The 21,855-nt window shown below is 54.2% G+C and carries 15 protein-coding genes; 6 read left to right on the plus strand and 9 right to left on the minus strand.

Going from position 1 to position 21,855, the window contains the following annotated elements; translation table 11 throughout:
- Positions 1 to 195: 195 nt before the first annotated feature.
- Positions 196 to 1,113, minus strand: coding sequence for an HPr(Ser) kinase/phosphatase (gene hprK, locus R70723_RS30790; protein ID WP_039877937.1), 918 nt, complete (start codon positions 1,111 to 1,113; stop codon positions 196 to 198).
- A 233-nt stretch (positions 1,114 to 1,346) separates the two neighbouring features.
- On the opposite strand from hprK, the gene R70723_RS30795 reads away from it, so the two are divergent.
- Entirely contained in the window at positions 1,347 to 3,005 is a 1,659-nt protein-coding gene (locus R70723_RS30795) for a histidine kinase N-terminal 7TM domain-containing diguanylate cyclase (protein ID WP_039877939.1), read from the plus strand.
- 71 nt (positions 3,006 to 3,076) lie between these two features.
- On the opposite strand, the gene dhaK is transcribed toward R70723_RS30795, so the two are convergent.
- Positions 3,077 to 4,837, minus strand: coding sequence for a dihydroxyacetone kinase subunit DhaK (gene dhaK, locus R70723_RS32655; protein ID WP_039877941.1), 1,761 nt, complete (start codon positions 4,835 to 4,837; stop codon positions 3,077 to 3,079).
- A gap of 1 nt (position 4,838) precedes the next feature.
- Complete coding sequence (locus R70723_RS30805) at positions 4,839 to 5,975, minus strand: glycerol dehydrogenase (RefSeq protein WP_039877943.1); 1,137 nt, start codon at positions 5,973 to 5,975, stop codon at positions 4,839 to 4,841.
- A 177-nt stretch (positions 5,976 to 6,152) separates the two neighbouring features.
- Here R70723_RS30805 and R70723_RS30810 point away from each other — a divergent pair, with 177 nt between their 5' ends.
- Positions 6,153 to 7,196 carry a PocR ligand-binding domain-containing protein gene (locus R70723_RS30810; protein WP_039877944.1) on the plus strand — a complete coding sequence of 348 codons (1,044 nt, stop codon included), beginning with the start codon at positions 6,153 to 6,155 and terminating at the stop codon, positions 7,194 to 7,196.
- 451 nt (positions 7,197 to 7,647) lie between these two features.
- Here the strand turns inward: R70723_RS30810 and R70723_RS30815 are convergent, their stop codons facing one another.
- From R70723_RS30815 to R70723_RS30830, 3 genes are all read right to left on the minus strand, one after another.
- Positions 7,648 to 8,127 (minus strand): hypothetical protein, encoded by a 480-nt coding sequence (locus tag R70723_RS30815; RefSeq protein ID WP_039877945.1) that lies wholly within the window; start codon positions 8,125 to 8,127, stop codon positions 7,648 to 7,650.
- 478 nt (positions 8,128 to 8,605) lie between these two features.
- Positions 8,606 to 10,117 carry a malate:quinone oxidoreductase gene (locus R70723_RS30825; protein ID WP_039877947.1) on the minus strand — a complete coding sequence of 504 codons (1,512 nt, stop codon included), beginning with the start codon at positions 10,115 to 10,117 and terminating at the stop codon, positions 8,606 to 8,608.
- Between the two features lie 184 nt (positions 10,118 to 10,301).
- A complete protein-coding gene (locus tag R70723_RS30830; protein WP_063837778.1) occupies positions 10,302 to 12,173 on the minus strand; it encodes an Imm51 family immunity protein in 1,872 nt (623 codons plus the stop codon).
- Positions 12,174 to 12,361: 188 nt separating this feature from the next.
- On the opposite strand from R70723_RS30830, the gene R70723_RS30835 reads away from it, so the two are divergent.
- From R70723_RS30835 to R70723_RS30845, 3 genes are all read left to right on the plus strand, one after another.
- Complete coding sequence (locus tag R70723_RS30835; protein ID WP_039877948.1) at positions 12,362 to 13,153, plus strand: AIM24 family protein; 792 nt, start codon at positions 12,362 to 12,364, stop codon at positions 13,151 to 13,153.
- A gap of 58 nt (positions 13,154 to 13,211) precedes the next feature.
- A complete protein-coding gene (locus R70723_RS30840) occupies positions 13,212 to 14,042 on the plus strand; it encodes a helix-turn-helix transcriptional regulator (protein ID WP_039877949.1) in 831 nt (276 codons plus the stop codon).
- 113 nt (positions 14,043 to 14,155) lie between these two features.
- Positions 14,156 to 15,187: an ABC transporter substrate-binding protein gene (locus R70723_RS30845; protein ID WP_039877950.1), complete on the plus strand. Its 1,032-nt coding sequence runs from the start codon at positions 14,156 to 14,158 to the stop codon at positions 15,185 to 15,187.
- 89 nt (positions 15,188 to 15,276) lie between these two features.
- Here the strand turns inward: R70723_RS30845 and R70723_RS30850 are convergent, their stop codons facing one another.
- The 3 genes from R70723_RS30850 to R70723_RS30860 all read right to left on the minus strand — a co-directional run bounded on the left by R70723_RS30850 (position 15,277) and on the right by R70723_RS30860 (position 19,360).
- Positions 15,277 to 15,729: a helix-turn-helix domain-containing protein gene (locus tag R70723_RS30850; RefSeq protein ID WP_039877951.1), complete on the minus strand. Its 453-nt coding sequence runs from the start codon at positions 15,727 to 15,729 to the stop codon at positions 15,277 to 15,279.
- Between the two features lie 100 nt (positions 15,730 to 15,829).
- Complete coding sequence (locus R70723_RS30855) at positions 15,830 to 16,630, minus strand: GNAT family N-acetyltransferase (RefSeq protein ID WP_039877952.1); 801 nt, start codon at positions 16,628 to 16,630, stop codon at positions 15,830 to 15,832.
- A gap of 135 nt (positions 16,631 to 16,765) precedes the next feature.
- A complete protein-coding gene (locus tag R70723_RS30860) occupies positions 16,766 to 19,360 on the minus strand; it encodes an S-layer homology domain-containing protein (protein WP_039879552.1) in 2,595 nt (864 codons plus the stop codon).
- 189 nt (positions 19,361 to 19,549) lie between these two features.
- Here R70723_RS30860 and R70723_RS30865 point away from each other — a divergent pair, with 189 nt between their 5' ends.
- Entirely contained in the window at positions 19,550 to 21,847 is a 2,298-nt protein-coding gene (locus R70723_RS30865) for an AraC family transcriptional regulator (protein ID WP_039877953.1), read from the plus strand.
- Positions 21,848 to 21,855: the final 8 nt, after the last annotated feature.

The following is a 21,855-nucleotide window of genomic DNA, read 5'->3' on the forward strand; positions in this document are numbered from 1 at the left end:
TTCTACAACGAAGTGAAAACGGTTACTACTGTTTTGTGCGCAAAAAAAGAGGCAGAACGCTGCCTCTGGCCGATACCACATTAGAAGAAAGTTGTATATATCCTTTTCTGGAGTGCCGCTTTGCCTCACTATCTGATAGAATTATTATTGATGGCCTGTTTCGTTTATTTTTTCCGGATGATAACGCTTCAGCGCTTACGGCTGCATCCCGTCCTCAATCCGTTTCATGAATTCCTCAACCGCGCTGTAGCCGAGCTGCTTCAGATACCAGTTGTTGGCGGCCGCCTCGATCAAGCCGGCCACATCGCGCCCCGGCTGAAGCTGAACCTCGATGTGCGGGATCTTTACGCCGAGGTACTCCGTGAACTGGGGCACCAGCTCCAGCTCATTGTTAAGTGCGTTCTCGCGCCAAGGGCACAGCTCAATATCCAGCACAATCCGGGTCTCGTCCTGGAAGGCCTTTCGCCCGTACTGGCGGACCACATTGATCAGACCGATGCTGCGCAGCGCCAGGAACTCGCGCGTGGTTTCGTTATGGGTGCCAAGCAGTGTAGCCGGACCGAGCTTTTTGAGCACGACAATATCGTCGGCTACGAACCGGTGGCCTCTGCGGATCAGGGTGTGTGCCGTTTCGCTTTTGCCGATGCCCGATTTGCCCCGCAGCAGAATGCCGATACCGGAGACGTTCACACAGACACCGTGTATGGACAGCTCGGGTGCCAGCGCCTTGACCAAAAAGCTGTCCAGCTTGGCGATGAACTCATTGGTTGTTTCTGCCGTCCGCAGCAGGGGAATCCCCTCCTGGTTGCAGAAATGCGTAAGATAAGGAATTTCCTGCTGTCCTGTCGTGACAATGAAGCACGGGGGATGATATTTGACGATATTGCCGATATGATGCACACGGTCCTCTACGCTCAGCGTAAGCAGATAATTAATCTCCTTGCGGCCGAGCACCTGCACCCGCTCCATCGGAAAGAAATCAAAATACCCGACAAATTCCAGACCTGGCCGGTGCGTCCGCGGCCGCGTAACCAGGCGGTCCATCCGGCTCGCTCCGGCAAGCACCTCCAGGTGGAATTTATCAGTTAGGCTCTGAACGGTGATTGACTTCATAGGGTTCTCCTCCTGCAGCTAGGGCGTATCCCGGATACGCCTGACATTTTCATTATGTTAGTTTAGTTGTCGGTAATATTCAACGGCCGGGGTGACTCTACCTTCTCTTTATTATAGATTCCCCTAAAAATCTTGTAATCTTCATAGCCTGATTATATATTAAAAATATTACCTAAGTCTTAAGACCCACAGAAATTGATAATATACCAATAAATGCAAGAAGGTGCGGCGTATTGGATTTGGGATCGTGGATTGATCTGATCATGTGCTTTATTCTGTTCCTGCTGTTCATATACATATTTGCCTCTGTCACGATAACCAGACTGCACAAGGTATACCTGGGCTTTCATTTCTCGATGATGCTCTGGCCGTACTGCCAGTTCGCCATTAAAACGGTCGATGATCCGGTATATCAGCTGTTCTATGTGAAGCTTGCCTTTGTGGATGCGTCCATGCTGGTTGCCGGCTGGATCTTTTTCACCATCCTGATCTCAGGCCAGACACAGTTCCTTAAGCGCAAAATATTAATCCTGCTGTTCCTGCCCGCCGTCTTCTCCTCAATCGGGGTAATACTGAATCCGTACGGCTGGTTCGTTACTCCGGTTAACGGGGGGTACGTCGAACGGATTTACGGACCTATTTTCTGGATAAATATCGTCATTCTCATTATTCACGCCTTTGTTTCCCTGTACATTATTTATGTTGCGCTTGTCTCCGACCAGGCTTCCCGGATTAAGAACCAGATTATGTATATGCTCAGAGGCATACTTGCAGTAACGGTATTTCTGCTCCTGGATATCCTGCTGAATGTTGTGCTCGACGACTATCTGCCCGTCATTCCCGGATTTACTTCGCTGGGCATTGTGATCTCGGCTATTTTCTTTGTCATTACTATTCATCAGGACAAGGTATTCGATATTGTGACCATTGCCCACCAGGATATTATTGATACGATGGAATACGGCATTCTCGTGCTGGATGATCAGGAGCGGGTGATGGAAATGAATCAGGCTCTGCTCCCTTACTCCCGGCTCAAGGCCGGGGAGCGCTTTAACATGGAGGCTTTTCTGCAGGATAAGACAGATACCATTTCACATTTTCTGAAAAAATACCGGGAACACCCCGATGAGATCGCCGAAATTGAATGCCTGCTTCCGGACGGCCAGCTGCACATCAACATTCACGCTGCGCCTATCCTGGTAAGCTCAGTCCGGGTAGGGCGGACCATCACCTTCCAGGATATCACCGAGCTCCGCCGGCTTGTTGATGAAACGAATCATCAGAATGCCATTCTGCAGGAAAGAAATGAATCTCTGATCAGAGTTCAGGAGGAGCTGTTCCAGACTAACCGCAAGCTCACCAAAATGGCTATCACCGACAGCCTCACCGCCTGCTATAACCGGCATTATCTGACACAGCAACTGGAGCACGAAGTGAACGGAAGGCGCGGGCAGCATTTTCCGGCAGCTATTATCCTGATCGACATCGACTTTTTTAAGGCGGTGAACGACCGTTACGGCCATCTGGCCGGTGACCTGGTCATCTGCAGTACTGTTGAGGTGCTGCAGCGCACACTGCGTGAGCATGATATTCTCGCCCGCTACGGCGGTGAGGAGTTCATTATTTATTTGCCTGATACCGGAGAAGCGGAGGCGCTTGCCATTGCCAAGCAGCTGAAGGCCGCCGTCGCCTCCAATAAAATAGGCATCGATAATGTCGCCCATCCGGTATGGGTAACCATCAGCATGGGCGTGCTCAGCATCAGTGATTTCAGCTCCGGACAGCCGAAGGATGCTTCCGCCTATCTGAACGACCTGCTCAAAACCGTAGACAAAGCGCTTTATGCCGCCAAGCACCAGGGTCGCAACCGGATCGTCTCCGTACGTCGGTGAGCGGGGCTGCACAGCAAAAGACCGTTACCGGACAAGCATTCCCGGTAACGGTCTTTTTTATTGCATTCTTCTTATTGCATGGCTTCCGACAGCCCGGTAAAAATAACCCCCAGCGCATAAGCGCCTGCGTCGGGATAACCGAGGCTACGCTCGCCGACAGTACCGGCTCTGCCCATCCGGGCTACGATATCGCCGGTCTGCCGTGCTCCCTCAACCGCAGCCGCTGCCGCCTTCGCTGAGGCGGTGCCAAAGTCATCGCCCTGCGCGGCGCTGTCCTTCCATGACTGCGTATACGGAACCAGCGCGTCGATCAGCGTCTTATCGCCGACAACCGCGCCCCTGCCGAAGGCTCGCTCGCCTGTATCCTGGATGCCCTTAACTACGGCCTCCAGCATTCCGGCCAGCTCCTGCATCGACAGTTCCGTCCGGTCTCCGGCATATTTGCCGGCCGCCCGGAACGCAGAGCCCCAGATCGGGCCGGATGCGCCGCCGCAGTGCTCCATAATGATCAGGGAGCAGGCATCGAGGAAGCTGCCTGTATCAGCAGCATGATTCTGTGTAATATCCTTCCATTCGGTTTTGAGCTGCTTGAACCCTTTGGCCACGCTCATGCCGAAGTCACCGTCACCGGCATGGGCATCCAGCTCGCAGAACGGAACCTCATTCTCAATGATGATCTCGCTCATTTTATCGATGGCATAGATGAGATTATTCAGAGTAAAGGTATCTCCTGTAACCTTGGCATACGCAGCATCTGTATCGCACTTAAACGAAACCTCCTGCTCAGCCTGCGGCTGCCGGACAGCCTCGGTATATTGCACCGGCTCGAACGGCCCCCGCAGCACAAGCGCAGGCGTATGGCATTCATCAGCCAGCAATTCCTTAAGCTGATCATCCAGCTTCATGAGCGACAGGGAAGCTCCGGCCATATCAATGCTCGTCATGAAGTTTCCGACCAGCACGTTATGCACGGTAACCTGTTTCGCATTCAGCTCACGGATAACCGAGTTGCCGAGCAGATACAGCTCCTGCAGCGGAGTTGCCCCGAAGCCGTTGACCAGCACCGTTACCTCGCGTGCAGCATCGCCTTCTGCGCCCAGGCTTTCCAGCAAAGCGGCTGTCATTCTCGCTGCCAGCTCATCGGCGGTTACAACCGGCTCCCTGCGGATACCGGGCTCACCGTGAATCCCTACTCCGTACTCCATCTCGTTATCCTCAAGCTGGAAGGTCGGCGTTCCCTTAGCGGGCACTGTACATGAGGTGAAGGCGAACCCGATGCTGCGGATATTCGCGATGGCCTTTTCGGCTGCTTTCTTCACCTCGGCCAGAGGCAGACCACGCTCGGCCGCCGCGCCGGCAATCTTGTGCACCAGCACTGTGCCGGCAACCCCTCTTTTCCCTACGGTATAGAGGCTGTCTTCAACGGCGATGTCATCGTCCTCCTTAACGTAATCGACCTCAATGCCGTCTTCTCCGGCAAGGAATGCCGCATTCTTGAAGTTCATCATATCGCCGCTGTAGTTCTTGATGATCAGCAGCGTTCCCTTTTGACCGGCCGTTGAGCGGATTGCCTGGTACACCTGAATCTGCGATGGCGAAGCAAAAATATCCCCGCAGACCGCTGCATCCAGCATCCCTTTGCCGACAAATCCTGCATGGGCAGGCTCATGTCCGCTGCCGCCGCCGCTGATCAAAGTTACCTTATCAGGGTTCAGCCGCTTTTTCTGAATTACCTTATGCTTGCTGTTGAAAACAAGGGACGGATGGGCCAGCACCAGCCCGCTGCACATTTCCCTTACCAGAGTCTCCGGTGCATTAATAATCTTCTTCATCTTATGCCCCCTTGCTCTGCTTGTAGTTGCGTCCGAGCTGATCCGCTACCCGGATTGCCGCTGCTACAGCTTCTGCCGTAATAGGGAAAGGCATGGAATGGATCGACTCTTCTGCAATACAGGCCTTCTGCGCAACTTCCAGCAGCTCTTCCTGCGAAATGCTGTCTACTCCGATATCCTCAAGGCAGACCGGCAGGCCGATAGACAGGCAGAAGCCGAATACCTCATTCAGCTCGCTGGACGGCGCATTTTCAAGCACAAGCTGGGCAATCGTGCTGAAAGCTACCTTTTCACCGTGATAGTAGTGATGCGTGCCTTCCAGGGAAGTCAGACCGTTATGAATCGCATGGGCCGCAGCCAGACCGCCGCTCTCAAAGCCGAGTCCGGACAGCAGAATGTTGGCCTCGATGATATTTTCCAGCGCAGGCGTCACCTGATTGCAGTCGCTGGCCACCTTCGCGTTCAATCCGTCCTTAAGCAGCGTTTCGTAGCAGAATTTCGCCATCATCAGGGCCGTATTTGTTCCCTTGGCCGGTCCGCATACACCTTCGCGTACACCGCTCGGCAGGCCGGCGTTGACATTGGAGTAGGAATTGGACGTCGCTCTCGCTTCAAAATAAGTGGAAAGCGCATCCCCCATCCCGGATACCAGAAACCGGGTCGGTGCATTGGCAATTACTGTTGTATCAATCATAACCACACTAGGGCTTTGTTTAAAATAAGCATAATCATCAAACTGTCCGTCCGGAGTGTAGAGAACCGCCGAGTGGCTGGTCGGTGCGTCAGTAGCAGCAATCGTCGGCACAATAATCAGTGCTTCGCCCTCGGCTACACATTTAGCTGTATCGATCGCTTTGCCTCCGCCGAGACCGATGGTACAGGAGCAGGAATGCTCACGGGCCAGCTCCTTCAGGCGGGCAACCTCCTCACGCGAGCATTCGCCGCGGAAGTTGCTTTCGACGAGTGTAATTTTAAACTTTTCAATGGTGGAATCCAGCTTGGCCTGCACACGCTTTACATCATCCGGGTGGGCAATAAGCAGCGCAGACTGGCCGAAGGTCTGTACAAAGTAACCCAGATTGAGCAGTTCGTCTTCACCCTGCACGTATTTGGTCGGGCTGATAAAGGCTTTTCTCATCTTAATTCCTCCTAAAAGTGTCGTGAGCTTCTTACGTCAAGTATAGTCTGCCCATTCTTTTTAAGCATTGTACTCTGCCTGCTACATTAAGCGTTTTCAGATTGTGTTTTCTTGTTGTATACTTATTTAATAGTATTATCTTGCACTTTATTGCCCGGATAGGAGGATCTTACACCCATGAGTAATCCGCTGTTTAAGCTGGAGAACATTATAGACCTCGAGAAGTGGGATAAGCTCCAGGACTCTCTCGCACTGGTCACGAAGATGGCGATTATCACCGTCAACTACAAAGGGGTCCCCGTCAGCAAACACAGCTACTGCCAGCCTTTCTGCCAGGGCGTGAGGAAGGACGAAATGCTGTCCCCGTTCTGCCAGAAATGTGATGCCCGGGGCGGTCTTGAGGCCGTACGTCTGAATGCGCCCTATATCTACAAATGCCACTTCAATATTATTGATATTGCGGTTCCGATCATTATAGACAATCAATACATAGGTGCGGTCATGGCCGGGCAGATCCGGCTCCGCGACTCCGACCAGCAGCAGCTGGAGCAGCTCGTCTCCCGGCCGCCCAATGCCGATACCGAGCTTAAATTCCAGGCTCTTGAAGCCGAATATGCCTCGCTGCCGACGCTGTCCTATGACGAGGTTTCAACCATTGCTGATATGCTGTATCATCTCTGCAACTATATAGTGGAAGAAGCTATCACCAAGAATGCCACCATCCAGCTGTACAAAAAAACACTGCTCCCCGAAACGCCGCAGGGCCCGGCTGATGATTATGCTGCCTCTCCCGTGCCGGCTGTCGGCAGCCTCCAGGCCATTCAGAACGAGCTGTCCAACGCGCTGGTCGAGCATTCCATCAAAGAGCTGAGCTCCATGCAGTACCGCGCCGCTAATCCGCTGCTGCAGCCTGCCTTTGATTACCTCTACCGGCATAAAAACAAAAATTTCACCCTGGCTGACCTGGCCAGACAATGTCACATCAGCCCCAGCTATTTCAGCCGGATCTTCACCAGGGAGACCGGGGAGAACTTCTCCACCTTCGCTCCGCGCCTGAAGATTGAATGGGCCAAACAGCTCCTTGAGGCCACGGACCAGCCTGTCAACCTGATCAGCGATGTGCTGGGCTTCTGCGATGCCGGCTATTTCATCAAGACCTTTAAGAAGTTTGAGCATCTTACCCCTGCCGTATACAGAAGCAGGCTGCGGGAGGCGCATTAGCGCGCTTCTTGCAGAGGGCTGAGGGTGTTTGGGGGAATCGCGCAGGTACCTGCGGTTGTTGTTAAATCAACAGCAGGCACTGGTGGTCAGCTGTAGCTACTCTTAGGCACTCGCTGTCACTCGCGGTCACTCCTAGTCACTTGCAGTCACTCGTAGTTACTCGCAGTCACTCGTGGTCACTCAGTTACTCGCATTACACATATTAGCTTGTGGTTTCAGCCAGCGGGACTCACGCCCATTAGATTAAGTGGAAATACGTCACCTAATTTACTCCAAAGCCACGAATTGAAAGCATTAGTGGTAAAAAGTTCATCTAATTTCACTGATTTGGCCGCTAAGAGGAAAATCACCCGAATTAGGTGACGTTTTTCCAACTAAATCCCTCATATGCCTGATTACTCGAGAATTAAGTAATCAAAATCAAACTGATTTTCCAATCTCCCTTTGCATATCAGCTCCAGCTGAGTTTATGGCTCTGACGTTGCGCCCTTCCGCCGAAATCAAAGGCATTTTTGCCCTTCATACTGCCTGTTCGCCTACTTCCGCTCGAGTCAAAGGCCTTTTTGCCCTTCATTCTGCCTGTTCGCCTACTTCCGCTTGAATCAAAGGCACTTTTGCCCTTCATTCCACTCTTCCGCCTACTTTCGACGAAATCAAAGGCACTTTTGCCCTTCATTTCGCTCGTTCGACCAATTCCGCTCAAACCAAAAGCACTTTTGCTCTTCATTCCGCACATCCGCCCGCCTCCGCTCAAACCAAAGGCACTTTTGCCCTTCATTTCGCTCCTCCGCCCACTTCCGCTCGAATCAAAGGCACTTTTGCCCTTCATTCCGCTCGTCCACCCAATTCCGTTCGAATCAAAGGCACTTTTGCCCTTCATTCCACTCTTCCGCCTACTTTCGCCGAAATCAAAGGCCTTTTTGCCCTTCATTCCGCCCGTTCACCTAATTCCTCAAATCAAAGGCCTTTTTGCCCTTCATTCCGCACATCCGCCCACTTCCGCTCGAATCAAAAGGCACTTTTGCCCTTCATTCCGCTCGTCCACCCAATTCCGTTCGAATCAAAGGCCTTTTTGCCCTTCATTCTGCCTGTTCGCCTACTTCCGATCTAATCAAAGGCCTTTTTGCCCTTCATTCCGTGTTCGCCTGTTTCCCCCTGTTCGCCGGGAAACCACGGTAAAGGGGAATCCTGACTTTCCCGGACTTTTACCAACTCCCAGAACTCCCGGAACTCCAGAACATTCCCCAACTTCCTGAAAAGTCCCCAGACTTCCCCTGTCATTTCCCGCATCCCACATTCCCTGCATCCTGCATCCCGCATCCCGCATCCCGCACTCCGCATCACCTTTATCACCTTTCCCCCTAACAAACAACAAAAGCAGGCCCCCACGGGGACCTGCCTCTAATGTGTTAACGGATATGAGCCTGCTTCTGCGGCTTTTCTTCACTAAGTCCCAGCGTCTTGGTATCCGATGCCAGCACCTCCTTCAGCAGCTCCGGCCGGGAAGCCAGCGGTGCGCCGTAGGAAGGGATCATTTCCTTGATCTTTGGCTCCCAGGCCTTGAAATGCTGCGGGAAGCATTTCTCCAGCACCTCCAGCATGACATGCACGGCCGTGGATGCGCCTGGTGATGCACCAAGCAGGGCAGCTACCGAGCCGTCGGAGGCGCTGACCACTTCGGTTCCGAACTGGAGCGTGCCTCTGCCGTCCGGCGTATCCTTGATTACCTGAACACGCTGACCGGCTACGACGATTTTCCAGTCAGCGGTTTTGGCGTTCGGAATGAACTCACGCAGCTCATTCATCCGCTGCTCGTTCGAGAGCATCAGCTGCTGGATCAGATATTTGGTCAAGGCCATTTCCTTGGCGCCCGCCGCCAGCATCGTGAACAGATTGTTCGGCTTCACCGAGCCGATCAGGTCAAGGTTCGAGCCGGTTTTGAGGAATTTCGGCGAGAAGCCGGCAAACGGCCCGAACAGCAGCGCCTTTTTGTTGTTGATATAACGGGTGTCCAGATGCGGAACGGACATCGGCGGGGCACCGAGCTTGGCTTTGCCGTATACCTTGGCATGATGCCGCTCGACAACCTCAGGGTTGTCGCAGACCATGAACAGCCCGCTCACCGGGAAGCCGCCGATATGCCTTGACTCGGGAATTCCAGTCTTCTGCAGCAGCGCCAGACTGCCTCCCCCCGCCCCAATAAACACGAATTTGGCAGAGTGTGATTCCGTTCGTCCGCTGTTCAGATTATGCACCTTAACGTTCCAGCCGCCGTCTGCCGCGCGCCGGATATCTTTTATCGCATGCCTGTAATGGACCTCCACCTTCCGGCTCTGCAGATGGTCGAACAGCAGCCGGGTCAGCGCGCCGAAGTTAACATCGGTCCCTGAAGTGATCCGGGTTGCGGCAACCGGCTCACTGGAGCTGCGGCCCTCCATCATAAGCGGAAGCCATTCCTTCAGCTTCTTGGGATCATCGGAGAATTCCATGCCCTGGAACAGCGGATTCTGTGAGAGCGCTTTAAATCGCTTATTCAGGAAAGCAACATTCTTCTCCCCCTCGACCCAGCTCATATGGGGAATCGGCATAATGAAATCCTGCGGACGGCGGATCAGCTGATGCCTGACCAGATAAGACCAGAACTGCCGGGACAGCTGGAACTGCTCATTGATTTTGACAGCCTTGCTGATGTCGACTGACCCGTCAGGCTTCTCCGACGTATAATTCAGCTCGCACAGTGCGGCATGGCCGGTGCCGGCATTATTCCACTCGTTGGAGCTCTCTTCTCCCGCGCCTGCAAGCTTCTCAAACACTTTAATGTTCCAGTCCGGCGCCAGCTCTTTCAGCAGGGCTCCCAAAGTCGCACTCATGACTCCTGCGCCAATCAAGATAACGTCTGTTTTTTTGTGTACGCTGCTCATAAAAAACCTTCCTTATCTCTTTGAATTTGCCAAAAGAGCCAGGCGCTGTACAAGCTGCAAGAAGCCGGGCTCTTCTATGGAATACTATTAAAATGTTAATCAGCTGTTATCAGATAATTATATACAATTTGAAGAAAATAAAAAATCAAAAGTTCACGCGGAATGAAGGGAATTTGGACAGCCTTTAATCCAGCTCTGCCCGTGAGAACAGCTCATGGATCAGCTGCTCCTGCTCACAGGCCTGCTTGAATCCGAGAATGAAGGCCTGCAGCGCCGCCCGGTCAGAGGAATAGGCACAGAACATATCTGCTTCCGGGTCAAAATGGATATGCTCCCGGAGCTCCGGCATCCGCTCTCCAAGAAAGACGGCCGCAAGCGAAGCCCAGTCATACCCGTTACCCTCGAAGCCCTCGTCAGCCCGGGCAGCAAACACCTCCTGCCTGTAGCTCCCGACAACCAGAATGACGGACATCCCGCCGTTAGCCTGCTCAACCAGCTTAAACGGTGCCACCTCTGCTTCCGTTACTACAGGCTTTGCAGTCTCTGCCTCAGTCTTAGCTCCCAACTTTGCCGACTCAGCCCCAATCTCAGTTCCCACCTCTGCTGCCCCTGCCCCAGTCCCAGCTGCCACCGCTTCTTCACCCGCTTCCGTCACCTTCACAGACCCCTCCGGCTCATCCTCCGCCAGGGATGCAGCAGCCTCCAGCTGCTGCAGTACCCGGCTAGCCGCCTCGGCTGTAAAAGCCAGCTTCCCGTGGGACTTCACAATCTGCCCCTCCTTAATCCGCCGGTCCAGCCAGTCGGTGATGAAGCCCGGAGCATAGCCGCCCTGCCCGAACGCTCCGCCGAAGGCGATCATCTTGGGATAAGCCTCAAGATACTCCTCCCGGCTTGGCTGCGGGTAGGCGTTAGTATACAGCGCGAACTGCACATCGTACATCAGCAGGGACAGCTCGTCGGCATGAAACGAGAAATAACCTTTCTCGCTTACAACACGGAGGCATACAGCCCTAATCTGCTCCGCCAGCTGCTCCGCACGGGGCATCCGGCTGCACAGCTCGGCAAGCAGCGGCGAGAATTCGCCCTCCTGCACCTTGCGCAAATCCTCCTCCCTGTCCTCTGCGGAGGTATCATATAACTCCTCATGCACAAGGCCGCGGATAAAGGTCTCAAAGTCCGGTGCCAGGTACGTGATTTCGTAATCTGCCTCCTGATCCACATGGATCACCTCAGGCTCCCCGTCCTTCCCGCAATGCCGGTAATCCAGCATGATGACATCATGACCGGCCGAGGGACAGTCGCAGATGACCACTCCGATATCAGGGTAGCCCCATTCCTCAATCATGAACGGGCTGCCGAGATCGCCGCACAGCGAATAGGATTTATCCCGCCCGATTCCCATGATCCCTGTAATCGCCGCATGATCATCCGCCCAGGAGGTCGGCACATTTGTAGGGAAGCAGGTGTTGTGCGGAACACCGCCGTTATGCTGCTTCATCAGCGTAATATAAGAAGCGGGCAGCTTGTAGCCAAGCTCCTGCTCAACAGATGCAATCAGCTCATCATCCGGCGGATCGCTGACATAGGACTCCAGGGCATAATCACTGTCATCCCAAAAGGCCTCAAGGTCCATACCTTCAAAAGGTACCCCTGTGCGCTTCTGTGTCCTGCTCTGCTCGCGGTTAGCCGCGATTATCCGCTCCTGCTCGAGCTTCCTACGGCTCCAGTCCAGCAGCAGCGCCGATTGCTCATCGCCCGGATCAAGGGCAAGCGCAGCGCGGAATGCCTGCACAGCCTCCTCGTGCCGGTCCAGATAATAATAGGAATACCCGGTGCGGAAATGCCATAGCGGATCCTTTTCCCCTTCTGCCGCAATCAGATGAAACTGCTCCAGACCTTCCTCATACAGTCCCAGATTGTTGAAGGCCCTGCCCAGGCTGCTAATCATCCCGTAATCGCGTTCAGACGCAGGAATTTCCAGTATTACATCCACAATCCTCTGATGCTCGTCATTCTCATGCCACTGTGCAAATTGTGAGGTTAGATTCATATTCATAGTCTGCGCACTTCCTCTCTGTGAATATAGGATTCTCTCATTTTACCAGAGAGGGGATAGTGAATGAAAACGGGAGGCTGCTCCGCCTAGAGGATATTGGGCTTTTTTGTCGAATAGATAGGCCTTGAACGAAGAATTGGCAATACGCACTACCTACACTGTTAACATGACGGGAGGAAGGACTCACTATGGCTTTTACCATTAATAATCTCAAAGATAACAGCAACGTTATTATCAAGGAACAGCTCGGCGGATTCACGGTAATTGAATACAAAGAGGATCTGAGCAGCACCACCATGATGGAGGCGCAATTAAACTACTTCATGAGCAGAAGCAATATGCGCAACAAGCAGCTGATGATCGAGCTGAATAACAGCGAGGTTGTGCTTAGCGCAGGCGCTATGCAGTATATGGTCGGGAATATTGAAATGACCTCAGGTGTTAAGGGTGTCGGCGGGCTGATGCGCAATATCATGTCCAGTGCGGTAACCGGAACTACAGCCATCAGGCCGCAGTACAAAGGAACCGGTACGATTCTGCTGGAGACCACTTACAAATATCTGTGGCTGATTGATGTCGACAACGATCATATTGTTATTGATGACGGCATGTTCCTGGCCTGTGAGAGCTCACTGGAGCTGTCTGTTTCTGCCCGTAAAAACCTGTCCTCTGCCGCACTCGGCGGAGAAGGCCTGTTCAACCTCAGCGCCCGCGGCAAGGGCATCCTTGCACTGGAGGCACCGATTCCTTCAGAGGAAGCGGTTGTGGTAGAGCTTAACAATGATGTGCTGAAGGTAGACGGCAATTTTGCGCTGATGTGGTCCAATACCCTTGATTTCACTGTAGAAAAATCCGGCAAAACCAAGCTTGGCTCCGCCGCCTCCGGCGAAGGCCTGGTCAACGTCTACCGCGGAACCGGCATGGTCTGGCTAGCGCCGCTGATGCAATACAAGAACAGCATATTCACACCTAACGCCTAAAGTACGCAGCCCCCTGCTTAGTCTGATAAGTATTTTATATAGGAGGGAGGTTACCTGAATGCCGCGGACCTATGAAGAGCTTGCGCAATATTTTGCTGCTACGCCTGTCCAGCTGTACGGTGTGTATCAGACCTGGCTGGAGGGCAGCCGGATTTATGGCGGGCATGTCCATAAGCCGACTACAAAATGTGCGGTGATCATTGCGCTTAAGGGAGAAGCCCGGTTTGCCTTCGATGGCGGGGAGCATTACCAGCTGAAGCCCGGACATATTCTGATCGGAGGAGCTCACAGGCATCTCGAAATCACTACGGGTACAGATGGCTTTCAGTATTTCCTGGCCCATTTCCTGCCTGATGAACCGGCTGATGCAGAGGGACAACGCCGCAGGGAGGATATCTCCTGTCTGGAGACGGCACTGAACCCGGAGCTGCTGCCTCTGATGGAGCAGCTGCTGGATTCAGCCTCTGCCCCTGATGTGCTCGGACGGCTGAATCAGCGGTCACTGTTCTACCAGCTGATTACGCGGGCCCTGCAAGCCGAGCGCCATCACCAGAATAAGGACAGCTATCTCCTAATTGAGGACGCGATGAAGTATATTCAGGCCCATTACACGGAGCCGCTGACGCTGTCCAAGCTTGCCGGGCTGTATCAGCTGAAGCCCAAATACTTCTCCTATTTATTTACCAAGTATACAGGCACCGGGCCGATTGACTATCTGATTCACTACCGGATGAACAAAGCGCATGAATGGCTGCTGACCAAGCAGTTCTCCGTAGCTGCAGTCGCCAAGAGCATCGGCTACTCTGACCCTTACTATTTCAGCCGGCTGTTCAAAAAATATAAAGGGATCGCGCCCAGCCAGGTCGACTTTGACAGCAAGGAAGGCTGAGGCGAAATTGTCCATCATTCGATCAGGAATCTCTTCATTCTCATTTGCGCAGGATGGTGGTACTATTGGAAATGAAATTGATAATCATTTTCAATAGAGGAGCCATCTAACCTATGCAAGCACAACGAGCCACATCGTGGTCTGCCCTTCTTGCAGCAATGTTCAGCCTGCTTCTGCTGCTGAGCGCCTGCTCAAGCAATGCCAATTCCGGTAATAGCGGGGCGGCTGCCAGCCCTTCACCGGCTGCGCCTCAGCAGGAAGCTGCTGCTACCGAAGCCCCCGCCTTCCCACGGACAATAGAAGCGGCTAACGGGAGCGTTACTATTGACGCGAAGCCGGAACGGGTTGCTGTAGTCCACTGGGGTTACGCCGATTCCCTTCTGCTGTTCGATCTGCCGTCTGCCGGTCTCGCGCTGCCGTTCACGGAAGACACCTCATCGCTCGGAACGGATACGTACAAGCCCTATGTAGACCGGATCGGCGAGCTGGTGATTGTCGGCGAGAACACCACCGTCAATATGGAGGCGCTGCTGGCTTACGGGCCGGATCTGATCATCGCGGGTAGCACCGTGAACGCAGAGGTAACGGAACAGCTGGAGAAAATTGCAGCTACTGTTGTGATTGATGAAGCAGCAACCGATGTATGGAGCAACTGGCCTGCCCTTGTTACAGCGTTCGGCCAAATCCTGGGCCAGGAAGAGACTGCAGAGCAGTTCATCAGCGGCTATCAGACCAAGGTGACGGAGGCCAAAGGGAAGCTGGCTGACGTAAAAGGCAATGTAGCCTTCCTGCAGGTGCGCAACAACGTTGCCTATCTGGGCGGCACCAAATATCTGACTCCTTACTATGATCAGGGAATCGGCCTGACTCCGCCGGATGATCCCGCCATGGCAGACGGAGCCGAGATGTCGCTGGAGACGCTGGCTGCACTCAATCCCGATCATCTGATTCTCGGCTACTTCAACTACGACAGCCCGGAAACAGCCTCCATTACTGATGAATGGGAGCAGACGGAGGTCTGGAAGAAGCTAAAAGCCGTAGAGAGCGGACAGACCTACGCGGTTAACGGTGCTCTCGCCATGGGTTACGGCCCGCTGGCCAACACTTACGGTGTAGAAGCGGTACTTGAAGCTTTGGATAAATAAGCGCATCAGATCAGGCGCATATACAAAGGGCAGCCCCGCAGGCCGGAAACGGCTTGACGGGGCTGCCCTCTTTTTAGTTAAAACCTGCTTCAAACATACTTGTCCTTCAACTGATCGCTTCCGACTCCGCCGCCTACCATCAGAACCAGCGGCAGAAAGTTGGTGACCGCCTTCGGCAGCCCCTCGAGAATCTGAATATCAGCATTTGTGAAATGGTTCAGGCCGATAATCACGATTTTGACAACGAGCAGAAATGCCCCCAGCAAAAACAAACTGTCAAACAGCGCCTTCCACTTCGGGTGTGCCAGCTGCCTGCTGTCCTGGATAACCTTCTCCTTCAACCCGTCATCTCCCCTCAACAGCTCATCTATCGTAATACCGAACAGATCGCTCAGATCTATAATGACCTCGATACTCGGATAGTTTTTGCCTGTCTCCCACTTGGATACGGACTGGCGGCTAACATGCAGCTTTTCAGCAAGCTCTGCCTGGGACCAGCCCAGCTTTTCCCGTTCGCGTTTTAATTGTTCACTGAAAATCACCGGTTGCACGCCCTCTCCTTACAGTTAGATTATTGGGGGTTCTGCAGATTGAAGTAAAGCTAGTTATAGGCGCATCAAGGGGCAACCTTAGGTTGCAGCCTCATTTCAGGCCTGATCTGGCGGCTGTCCAGTACGTGTTCAGAAAAGCAGTTCTGAATCCGGCCCGTTCCATATTGGCATGGCTGGCTGAACCGAATTCCACATCGGTGTATACTCTCTTGATGCCAAGTCCGGCGGCCTCAGCCAGCCGCTTGTTAATCAGTGAGGTCTGGCAGCCCCTGCCCCGGTATTCCGGGAAAGTATAGTCATTGGCCAGATAGCCCTCTTCCCCGCTCAGGAACATCGAGCCCATCGATGCAGGCCTTCCGTCGATACTTATCATATAATTCAGGAAATCCTCCCTGTAAAAATACTCCCTGGACCGCGCGATCATTTCCCCGGTAACCCTAAGCCCGCCCGCTGATTTCCTGATCCATTCGATGAACGCTTCAGCCGTCTGCTCCGTTACCCGCTCAATTTGAAAATCCGTTGCCGCTACCGCAGAATGCTCTTCCAAGTGCACATACAGAAAAGCGAGCTGTTCAGCAGGCAGGTAACCTCGGCTGCATAGCGCCCGGGCCACCTCTTCCGTCATATGATCCGGAGACAGATCAAAGCACGGGGCAACATCCGGATAATGGCTCAGCAAGGTATCGAGCAGGCTCAGATCATCCGGACCAAAGCCCTTGATCCGGTTATAGTAAGCCGATGCCGGCTCCGTATGGTCACGCAGCAGGGTAGTCCGGCCTGAGGATGTAATCTCCAGCCTCCGCGGGACATTAACCAGGGAGCGTGCAGCATTCAGCCGGGTAAGCTCTATTTCAATTTGTTCGATATGGTTCACATAATCTATAGGTTTCACAGGTTCAGCATCCCCTCTCTGCTACATTATATAGCCCATACTTGCAGATTTACATACAGAAAAGCAGCACCGCCCCTGTAAAAAGAGGAAGTGCTGCTCTCGGCCGCGCCGTGTTATTATCAGGCACTTTACCTGTTACAAATTATCAATCAGCGCCTTGACCGAGCTGTCTGTCTCCAGTGCACGGATGATCAGCGTCACGGCCTCGGCACGGGTCGCATTGTGGCCGGGCGCGAACGAGGAAGCAGATACACCTTGAACCAACCTGGCTGAGGCTGCCTGCTTAATTGCCGCCGCTGCCCAATAATTACTGCTTACATCTGTAAAATCAGCTGACCCGCCGCTTTCAAGCACGCCGAAATTCAGCACACGGGAGAGAATGGTTACCATTTCGGCGCGGGTAATGGTGGCACCCGGCTTAAAGCTGCCGTCCGCATAGCCGGTTACGATTCCTTTATCCGCCAAAGCGCCGATATAGCCGGCTGCCCAGCTTGAGCCGGTATCCGTGAAATCAGCTGCTGCCGGACTTGCAGCCAGCCCGAAGGCACGGGCAATCATAGCCGAGAACTCGGCTCTGGTAACCTGGGCATTCGGACGGAAGGAGCCGTTCTCATACCCGCTGATAATCTGCAGCTTCACTGCAGCTGTAATGGCACTGCTGCCCCAGTGTCCGTCGGTATCGCTGAATGACGTGTTCACATTCTTCGTAGCAGCGATGGCATCGCTCACCGTCTTCAGTACGGTCTCCTGGCTGATTACAGCTGACTGGAACGGATTCACAGCTGCTCCAGGGCTCTGTGTACCCGGCTGCTCACCCGGAGTTACCGGAGTCGTTCCGCCTACAGTTCCGCCCGTAGTGCCGCCTGTGTTATTGTTCGTGCCGCCGGAAGGAGTACCGCCGTTGCCCGGGTTGCTTACGGTTGTGTCGGTAACGACCAGAGCGATGCTGTTATTCTGGTAGATCAGTTGGGCGCTGCGTGTGCTTGGCAGCCCGTTAATCTCAACCGAGGCGAACTGGCCGGTCCGCTGGCTGTCTGCATACGTGATCAGCGGAAGCACTCCGGCTGCCGGCACATAGCTGTTCTCAAAATCCACCTGCAGCGTTCCGTTTGCCGCTACCTTTCCTTTAACCTCAAGCACATCGCCGGCTCCGGTAACATTGAGCTCCAGCTTGCCGTCGGCAGCCTGCGTGAAGTCTCCGCCTATGGTGATTTTACCGTACACATTCTCAACTACGGTACCGTGGCTGTTCACCACATCGCCGCTGCCGAAGGCTGCAGCTGTATTGCCTTCCAGCGTACCGCCGTTAATCTCCGTGCCGCCCGTATAAGAATTGCTGCCGGCCAGCGTCAATGTACCGCTGCCTTCCTTGGTCAGCCCGCCGGAGCCGGAAATGTCATTCCGCCAGCGGTCTGCTGCATGGAAGCCGCCCTTGCCGGCATCCAGGGACACCGTCACATCGGAGTTGAATGCGCCGTAGCCGTCAGCTGCGGCGAACAGGTTCAGACGGCCCCAGCCCTCGGGATCATCCAGCAGCGGATAGCCGGACTGAATCGCAGTTGTTGCCAATACCGCACGGCGCTGCTCTGCGCTCAGATAAGGCAGGCGGGTCTCCAGCAATACCTCTGCGCCTTTGGGAACCGCAGCTGGCTCAGTAACAGAGCCGATCTGCTGGAAGCTGTACGTCAGTCTCTGGTTGAACTCCGCTTTATTCTTGGCATAATCACTGAACCGGTCCTCTGCTGTTCCGGTTTGCTTCAGCAGCACCTCATGGGCCTGATCGTATGCCTTCTGCTTCAGCCCGGCGTTCTCAGGATCGGCAAGCGTTGCTGCTGCCAGCGCCGTCGCCATCACCCGGCCGCCCATCACATCAAACGGCGAGTGCATTCCGGCTACAATCCGGTTGTTGCCCATTTCCGAAGCGCGTGTCAGCAGCTCCTGGAACCGCTCCGGAACGGCATAGGCCAGTGACAGGGCAGCGAGATAGGAGGCATTGGTATGACCGCTCGGGAAGCCGCCGTCCGTAGCAGGCGTACTGCTCATCGCCGGAACCAGCGTCGGCACAATTACCGAGGTATCCAGCCAGCGGAACGGACGCATATAGTTATAGAACGCTTTTGACGGATTGCTTGAAGCATAATTACCGCGGAGCTTTCCGATCAGATCGACCATTGCGCCCAGCTCGGAATCGGAATTCCCGCCTTTATTCGATCCTTTTTCATCGTTGTATTTCACTTTGGTCGCGTCAGCCGGAATCTCATTAATCGAGGTGTAGGTTTCCGATATGGTGCGGTAGACTTCGGACAAAGAGCCAAGCCCGTCGACGGCACCGTAGGTCTGGCCTCTCCGGTCATCGAAGTAAGCCATATCCTCCTCTGCTTTGGTCCGCTTGGCTGCAACGTCTGCTACATATTGAATGTTGGCATCCAGCACGCTGCTGTTCAGCTTGGTGCCGTTATCCCAGGAGTTCCCCGGTGTCCACAGCTTCAGAAAGCCGGACAGAACACCGATAACGGGGTTGGAGTAAACCGCCATATTAACGGAAGTGCTGTTCTTGTAGTTGTCAACGAAATGTCCCCACTCCGGGGCGGCAGGGACCGGGACTGAAGAATCCGCGGGTGCAGCCGATGCAGGCGGCATGGCAACCGAAGTGGAGAGGATGGCGAAACCGGCGGCAACAGATAATAGCTTTTTGGCAGTCTTTGTGTTCAAGTGGGTAGCTCCTATCATCATTTGTAGTCGATTCGAATCGGTCTCAATGTAGCATCAGGGTGCGCAGACCGGCAATAAGACGATTTCTCCTTTCTATCACTTTAGGAGCATTACGGGCGATTTCGCTGATTTAATATTCTGTTAACACAAATCGTGAATAAGCTTGTCAGAGGGTAGTGTATAATCCGCCTGGGAGGAGAATACACCGTGAAAAAATGGAACTCAGCATTTACCGGCCTGGCCATTTCCTATCTGTCTGTCGTTCTGGTTATTGTCCTTTTGCTCTGTTCCGTGTTCTCGATTTATTTCTCGGGCCGCTATAAGGAGGAGCTGCGCAACAGCAGCCGGCTGATCCTGGAGAACACGGCAGGCACGGTTGAGGCCTCGGTGCTCCAGCGCGTGCAGCAGATCTACCTTGAGCTGTCCCTCGACCGGACCTCCGCCCTGCGCCTGTTCAGCGATGCTTCCTTTCAGCACAATCTCAGTAAAGTAAGCGAGCTGCAGAATCTGCTGAAGGCAGAGGTAGCCGGCAACTCGGATATTGTGCAGGCCGTGCATCTGTACGCACCGAAGCAGCAGGTTATGCTCTCATCGCTTCACGGTCTGAGATACGATGCAGACCAGGGGGAGAGCGCCGCTTATTTTGCCGGCTGGATCGGCGGAATGCGCAATAACCCGCACAGCAACCTGTGGACCCCGGCCCGCGAGGTGCCCGAGGACATCTACTCCAGCGTGCCGGGCGGCAAGCACAGCACTCTGATTACTTATGCCCGTAGCTACCCCTTCCAGTCTTCAGGCGCTGACAGCGATCTGATTCTGGCCATAGATATCAAACAAAGCGCGATCAGCGCTATTATCGAGAATATGATGCCTTTGCAATATGAAGATACCTATATCATCGACCCTTCCGGCGCCCTCGTTGCCGGAGAAGCCCTGGAACAGGCCGGCAGCGCCGGCTTCGGTACAGGCGGGCTGCCGGAGGCTGCAGAAGAGGCCGGAAGCTTCAGTAGCAGGATCGGGGATACCTCCTATGTTATCTCCCATCAGCCCCTGCCCTCTGCCGGCTGGACGATCGTCAGCGCTGTGCCTGCCAGCTTCTTCTATGCATCGTCTAATGTAATGCAGCAGCTGATCCTCGGCCTGTGCCTGCTCACTCTTCTGCTGGGCATTGGGTTGTCAGGCGTACTGGCCAAGGTCAACTACAAGCCGGTCAAGCGCCTCACCGCCAAGATCAGGGATCTATCCGGTCCTGTTCCGGAACCGGCCGCCAATGATTACAGGCTGATCGATACCGCCTTCACCCGGCTGAGCCAGCAGGTCAGCAGCCTGGAGGAGAGCCTGCAGGCCAGCGCTCCGGCCATCAAGCGCAATGCCGTTCTAAGCCTTTTGGACGGCGGCTTGACCCGCGGGGAAACCGCTGAAGCGCTGCAGCTCCTGGGCATTACCCCGCAGTACAGCCGGTTCTGCTGCCTGCTCGTCCGCCCGCGGGAAGCATGGATGTACATGAGCTCCGCTCATATTCAGTCCTTGGTGGGCGGAATCATTGAGCAGCTCGAAGACCTAAGACTGCCCGGCTGCCGTATTATTGCTGAGGAGCTGCCGGACAGGCAGGTTGCGGCTATTGTCTGTGCCGCCGGGCCGGCCGGCCCGCTGCAGGAGCAGCTCTCGCAGCTTTTGTCAGCTGAGGGAGGCCAGCAGGCCTGGGGCAGCTGGGCTGCGGAGATTCTGCAGCTTCACAGCAGCTTTTCTGAGGCGCAGACGCTCATGAAGTATGCTTATTTTCTGCCGGAGCAGCCGGTCCTTAATGCTCCCGGTCTGCTGGAGCGTGAGAACAGCCTGGATGAGATTCCGCAGGCGCTGCTTGTGAAATTCAAGGATAAGCTGCATTCACGGCAGCTGGATGAGCTTATCTCGACAGCCGGACAGCTGATTACTGCGATGCGGGAAGGCCCCTACCCGGCTGATTACTGCCACTTCATTCTGGGCAATACCGTATTCGTCTACTCCGATTATCTGAAGAGCGTCCGCTATAAGCCCGAAAACGGCGGGTATCCCGATCTGTACAGCCAATATATCGGAATGTCCAGCATTCTTGATTTTCAGGACTGGCTTACCCGTTCGCTGACCGCCTTCATCACAGAGACGGATAAACGCAACAGTGACCGGGCTGTATCAACCATTGAAGCCGCCAAGGAATATATTGCCGGGCATCTGTCCGGCGATCTGTCGCTGGATGCCGTGTCTTCCAGGGTATTTATCAGCCCCAAGTATTTAAGCAGGCTGTTCAAAGAAGAGCTCGGAATCAACTATACGGATTATGTCACTGCACAGCGGATGGAGCATGCCCGAACGCTGCTGGAGAGCAGCAGCATGACTGTCGAGCAGATTGCCGGCACTGTCGGCTACGGGACGGCGGCTTATTTTATCAAACGGTTCAAAGAGAGGTATGGCTGCACTCCGGGGAACTATTTGCGCACGGTCAAGGAAGGCCAGCCTTCAGCCTGAGGGTCTGC

Source organism: Paenibacillus sp. FSL R7-0273 (assembly GCF_000758625.1).
Lineage (GTDB): Bacteria > Bacillota > Bacilli > Paenibacillales > Paenibacillaceae > Paenibacillus_AQ.

What these genes read in the sequence shown, in the direction of transcription:
- R70723_RS30860 (WP_039879552.1), bottom strand. Translation starts at nt 19,360, where the DNA reads ATGATAGGAGCTACCCACTTGAACACAAAGACTGCCAAAAAGCTATTA.
- R70723_RS30815 (WP_039877945.1), bottom strand. Translation starts at nt 8,127, where the DNA reads ATGAAGGGCAAAAAGGCCTTTGATTTCGGCGAAAGTAGGCGGAAGAGT.
- R70723_RS30825 (WP_039877947.1), bottom strand. Translation starts at nt 10,117, where the DNA reads ATGAGCAGCGTACACAAAAAAACAGACGTTATCTTGATTGGCGCAGGA.
- R70723_RS30830 (WP_063837778.1), bottom strand. Translation starts at nt 12,173, where the DNA reads ATGAATATGAATCTAACCTCACAATTTGCACAGTGGCATGAGAATGAC.
- dhaK (WP_039877941.1), bottom strand. Translation starts at nt 4,837, where the DNA reads ATGAAGAAGATTATTAATGCACCGGAGACTCTGGTAAGGGAAATGTGC.
- R70723_RS30805 (WP_039877943.1), bottom strand. Translation starts at nt 5,975, where the DNA reads ATGAGAAAAGCCTTTATCAGCCCGACCAAATACGTGCAGGGTGAAGAC.
- R70723_RS30810 (WP_039877944.1), top strand. Translation starts at nt 6,153, where the DNA reads ATGAGTAATCCGCTGTTTAAGCTGGAGAACATTATAGACCTCGAGAAG.
- R70723_RS30845 (WP_039877950.1), top strand. Translation starts at nt 14,156, where the DNA reads ATGCAAGCACAACGAGCCACATCGTGGTCTGCCCTTCTTGCAGCAATG.
- R70723_RS30840 (WP_039877949.1), top strand. Translation starts at nt 13,212, where the DNA reads ATGCCGCGGACCTATGAAGAGCTTGCGCAATATTTTGCTGCTACGCCT.
- R70723_RS30835 (WP_039877948.1), top strand. Translation starts at nt 12,362, where the DNA reads ATGGCTTTTACCATTAATAATCTCAAAGATAACAGCAACGTTATTATC.
- hprK (WP_039877937.1), bottom strand. Translation starts at nt 1,113, where the DNA reads ATGAAGTCAATCACCGTTCAGAGCCTAACTGATAAATTCCACCTGGAG.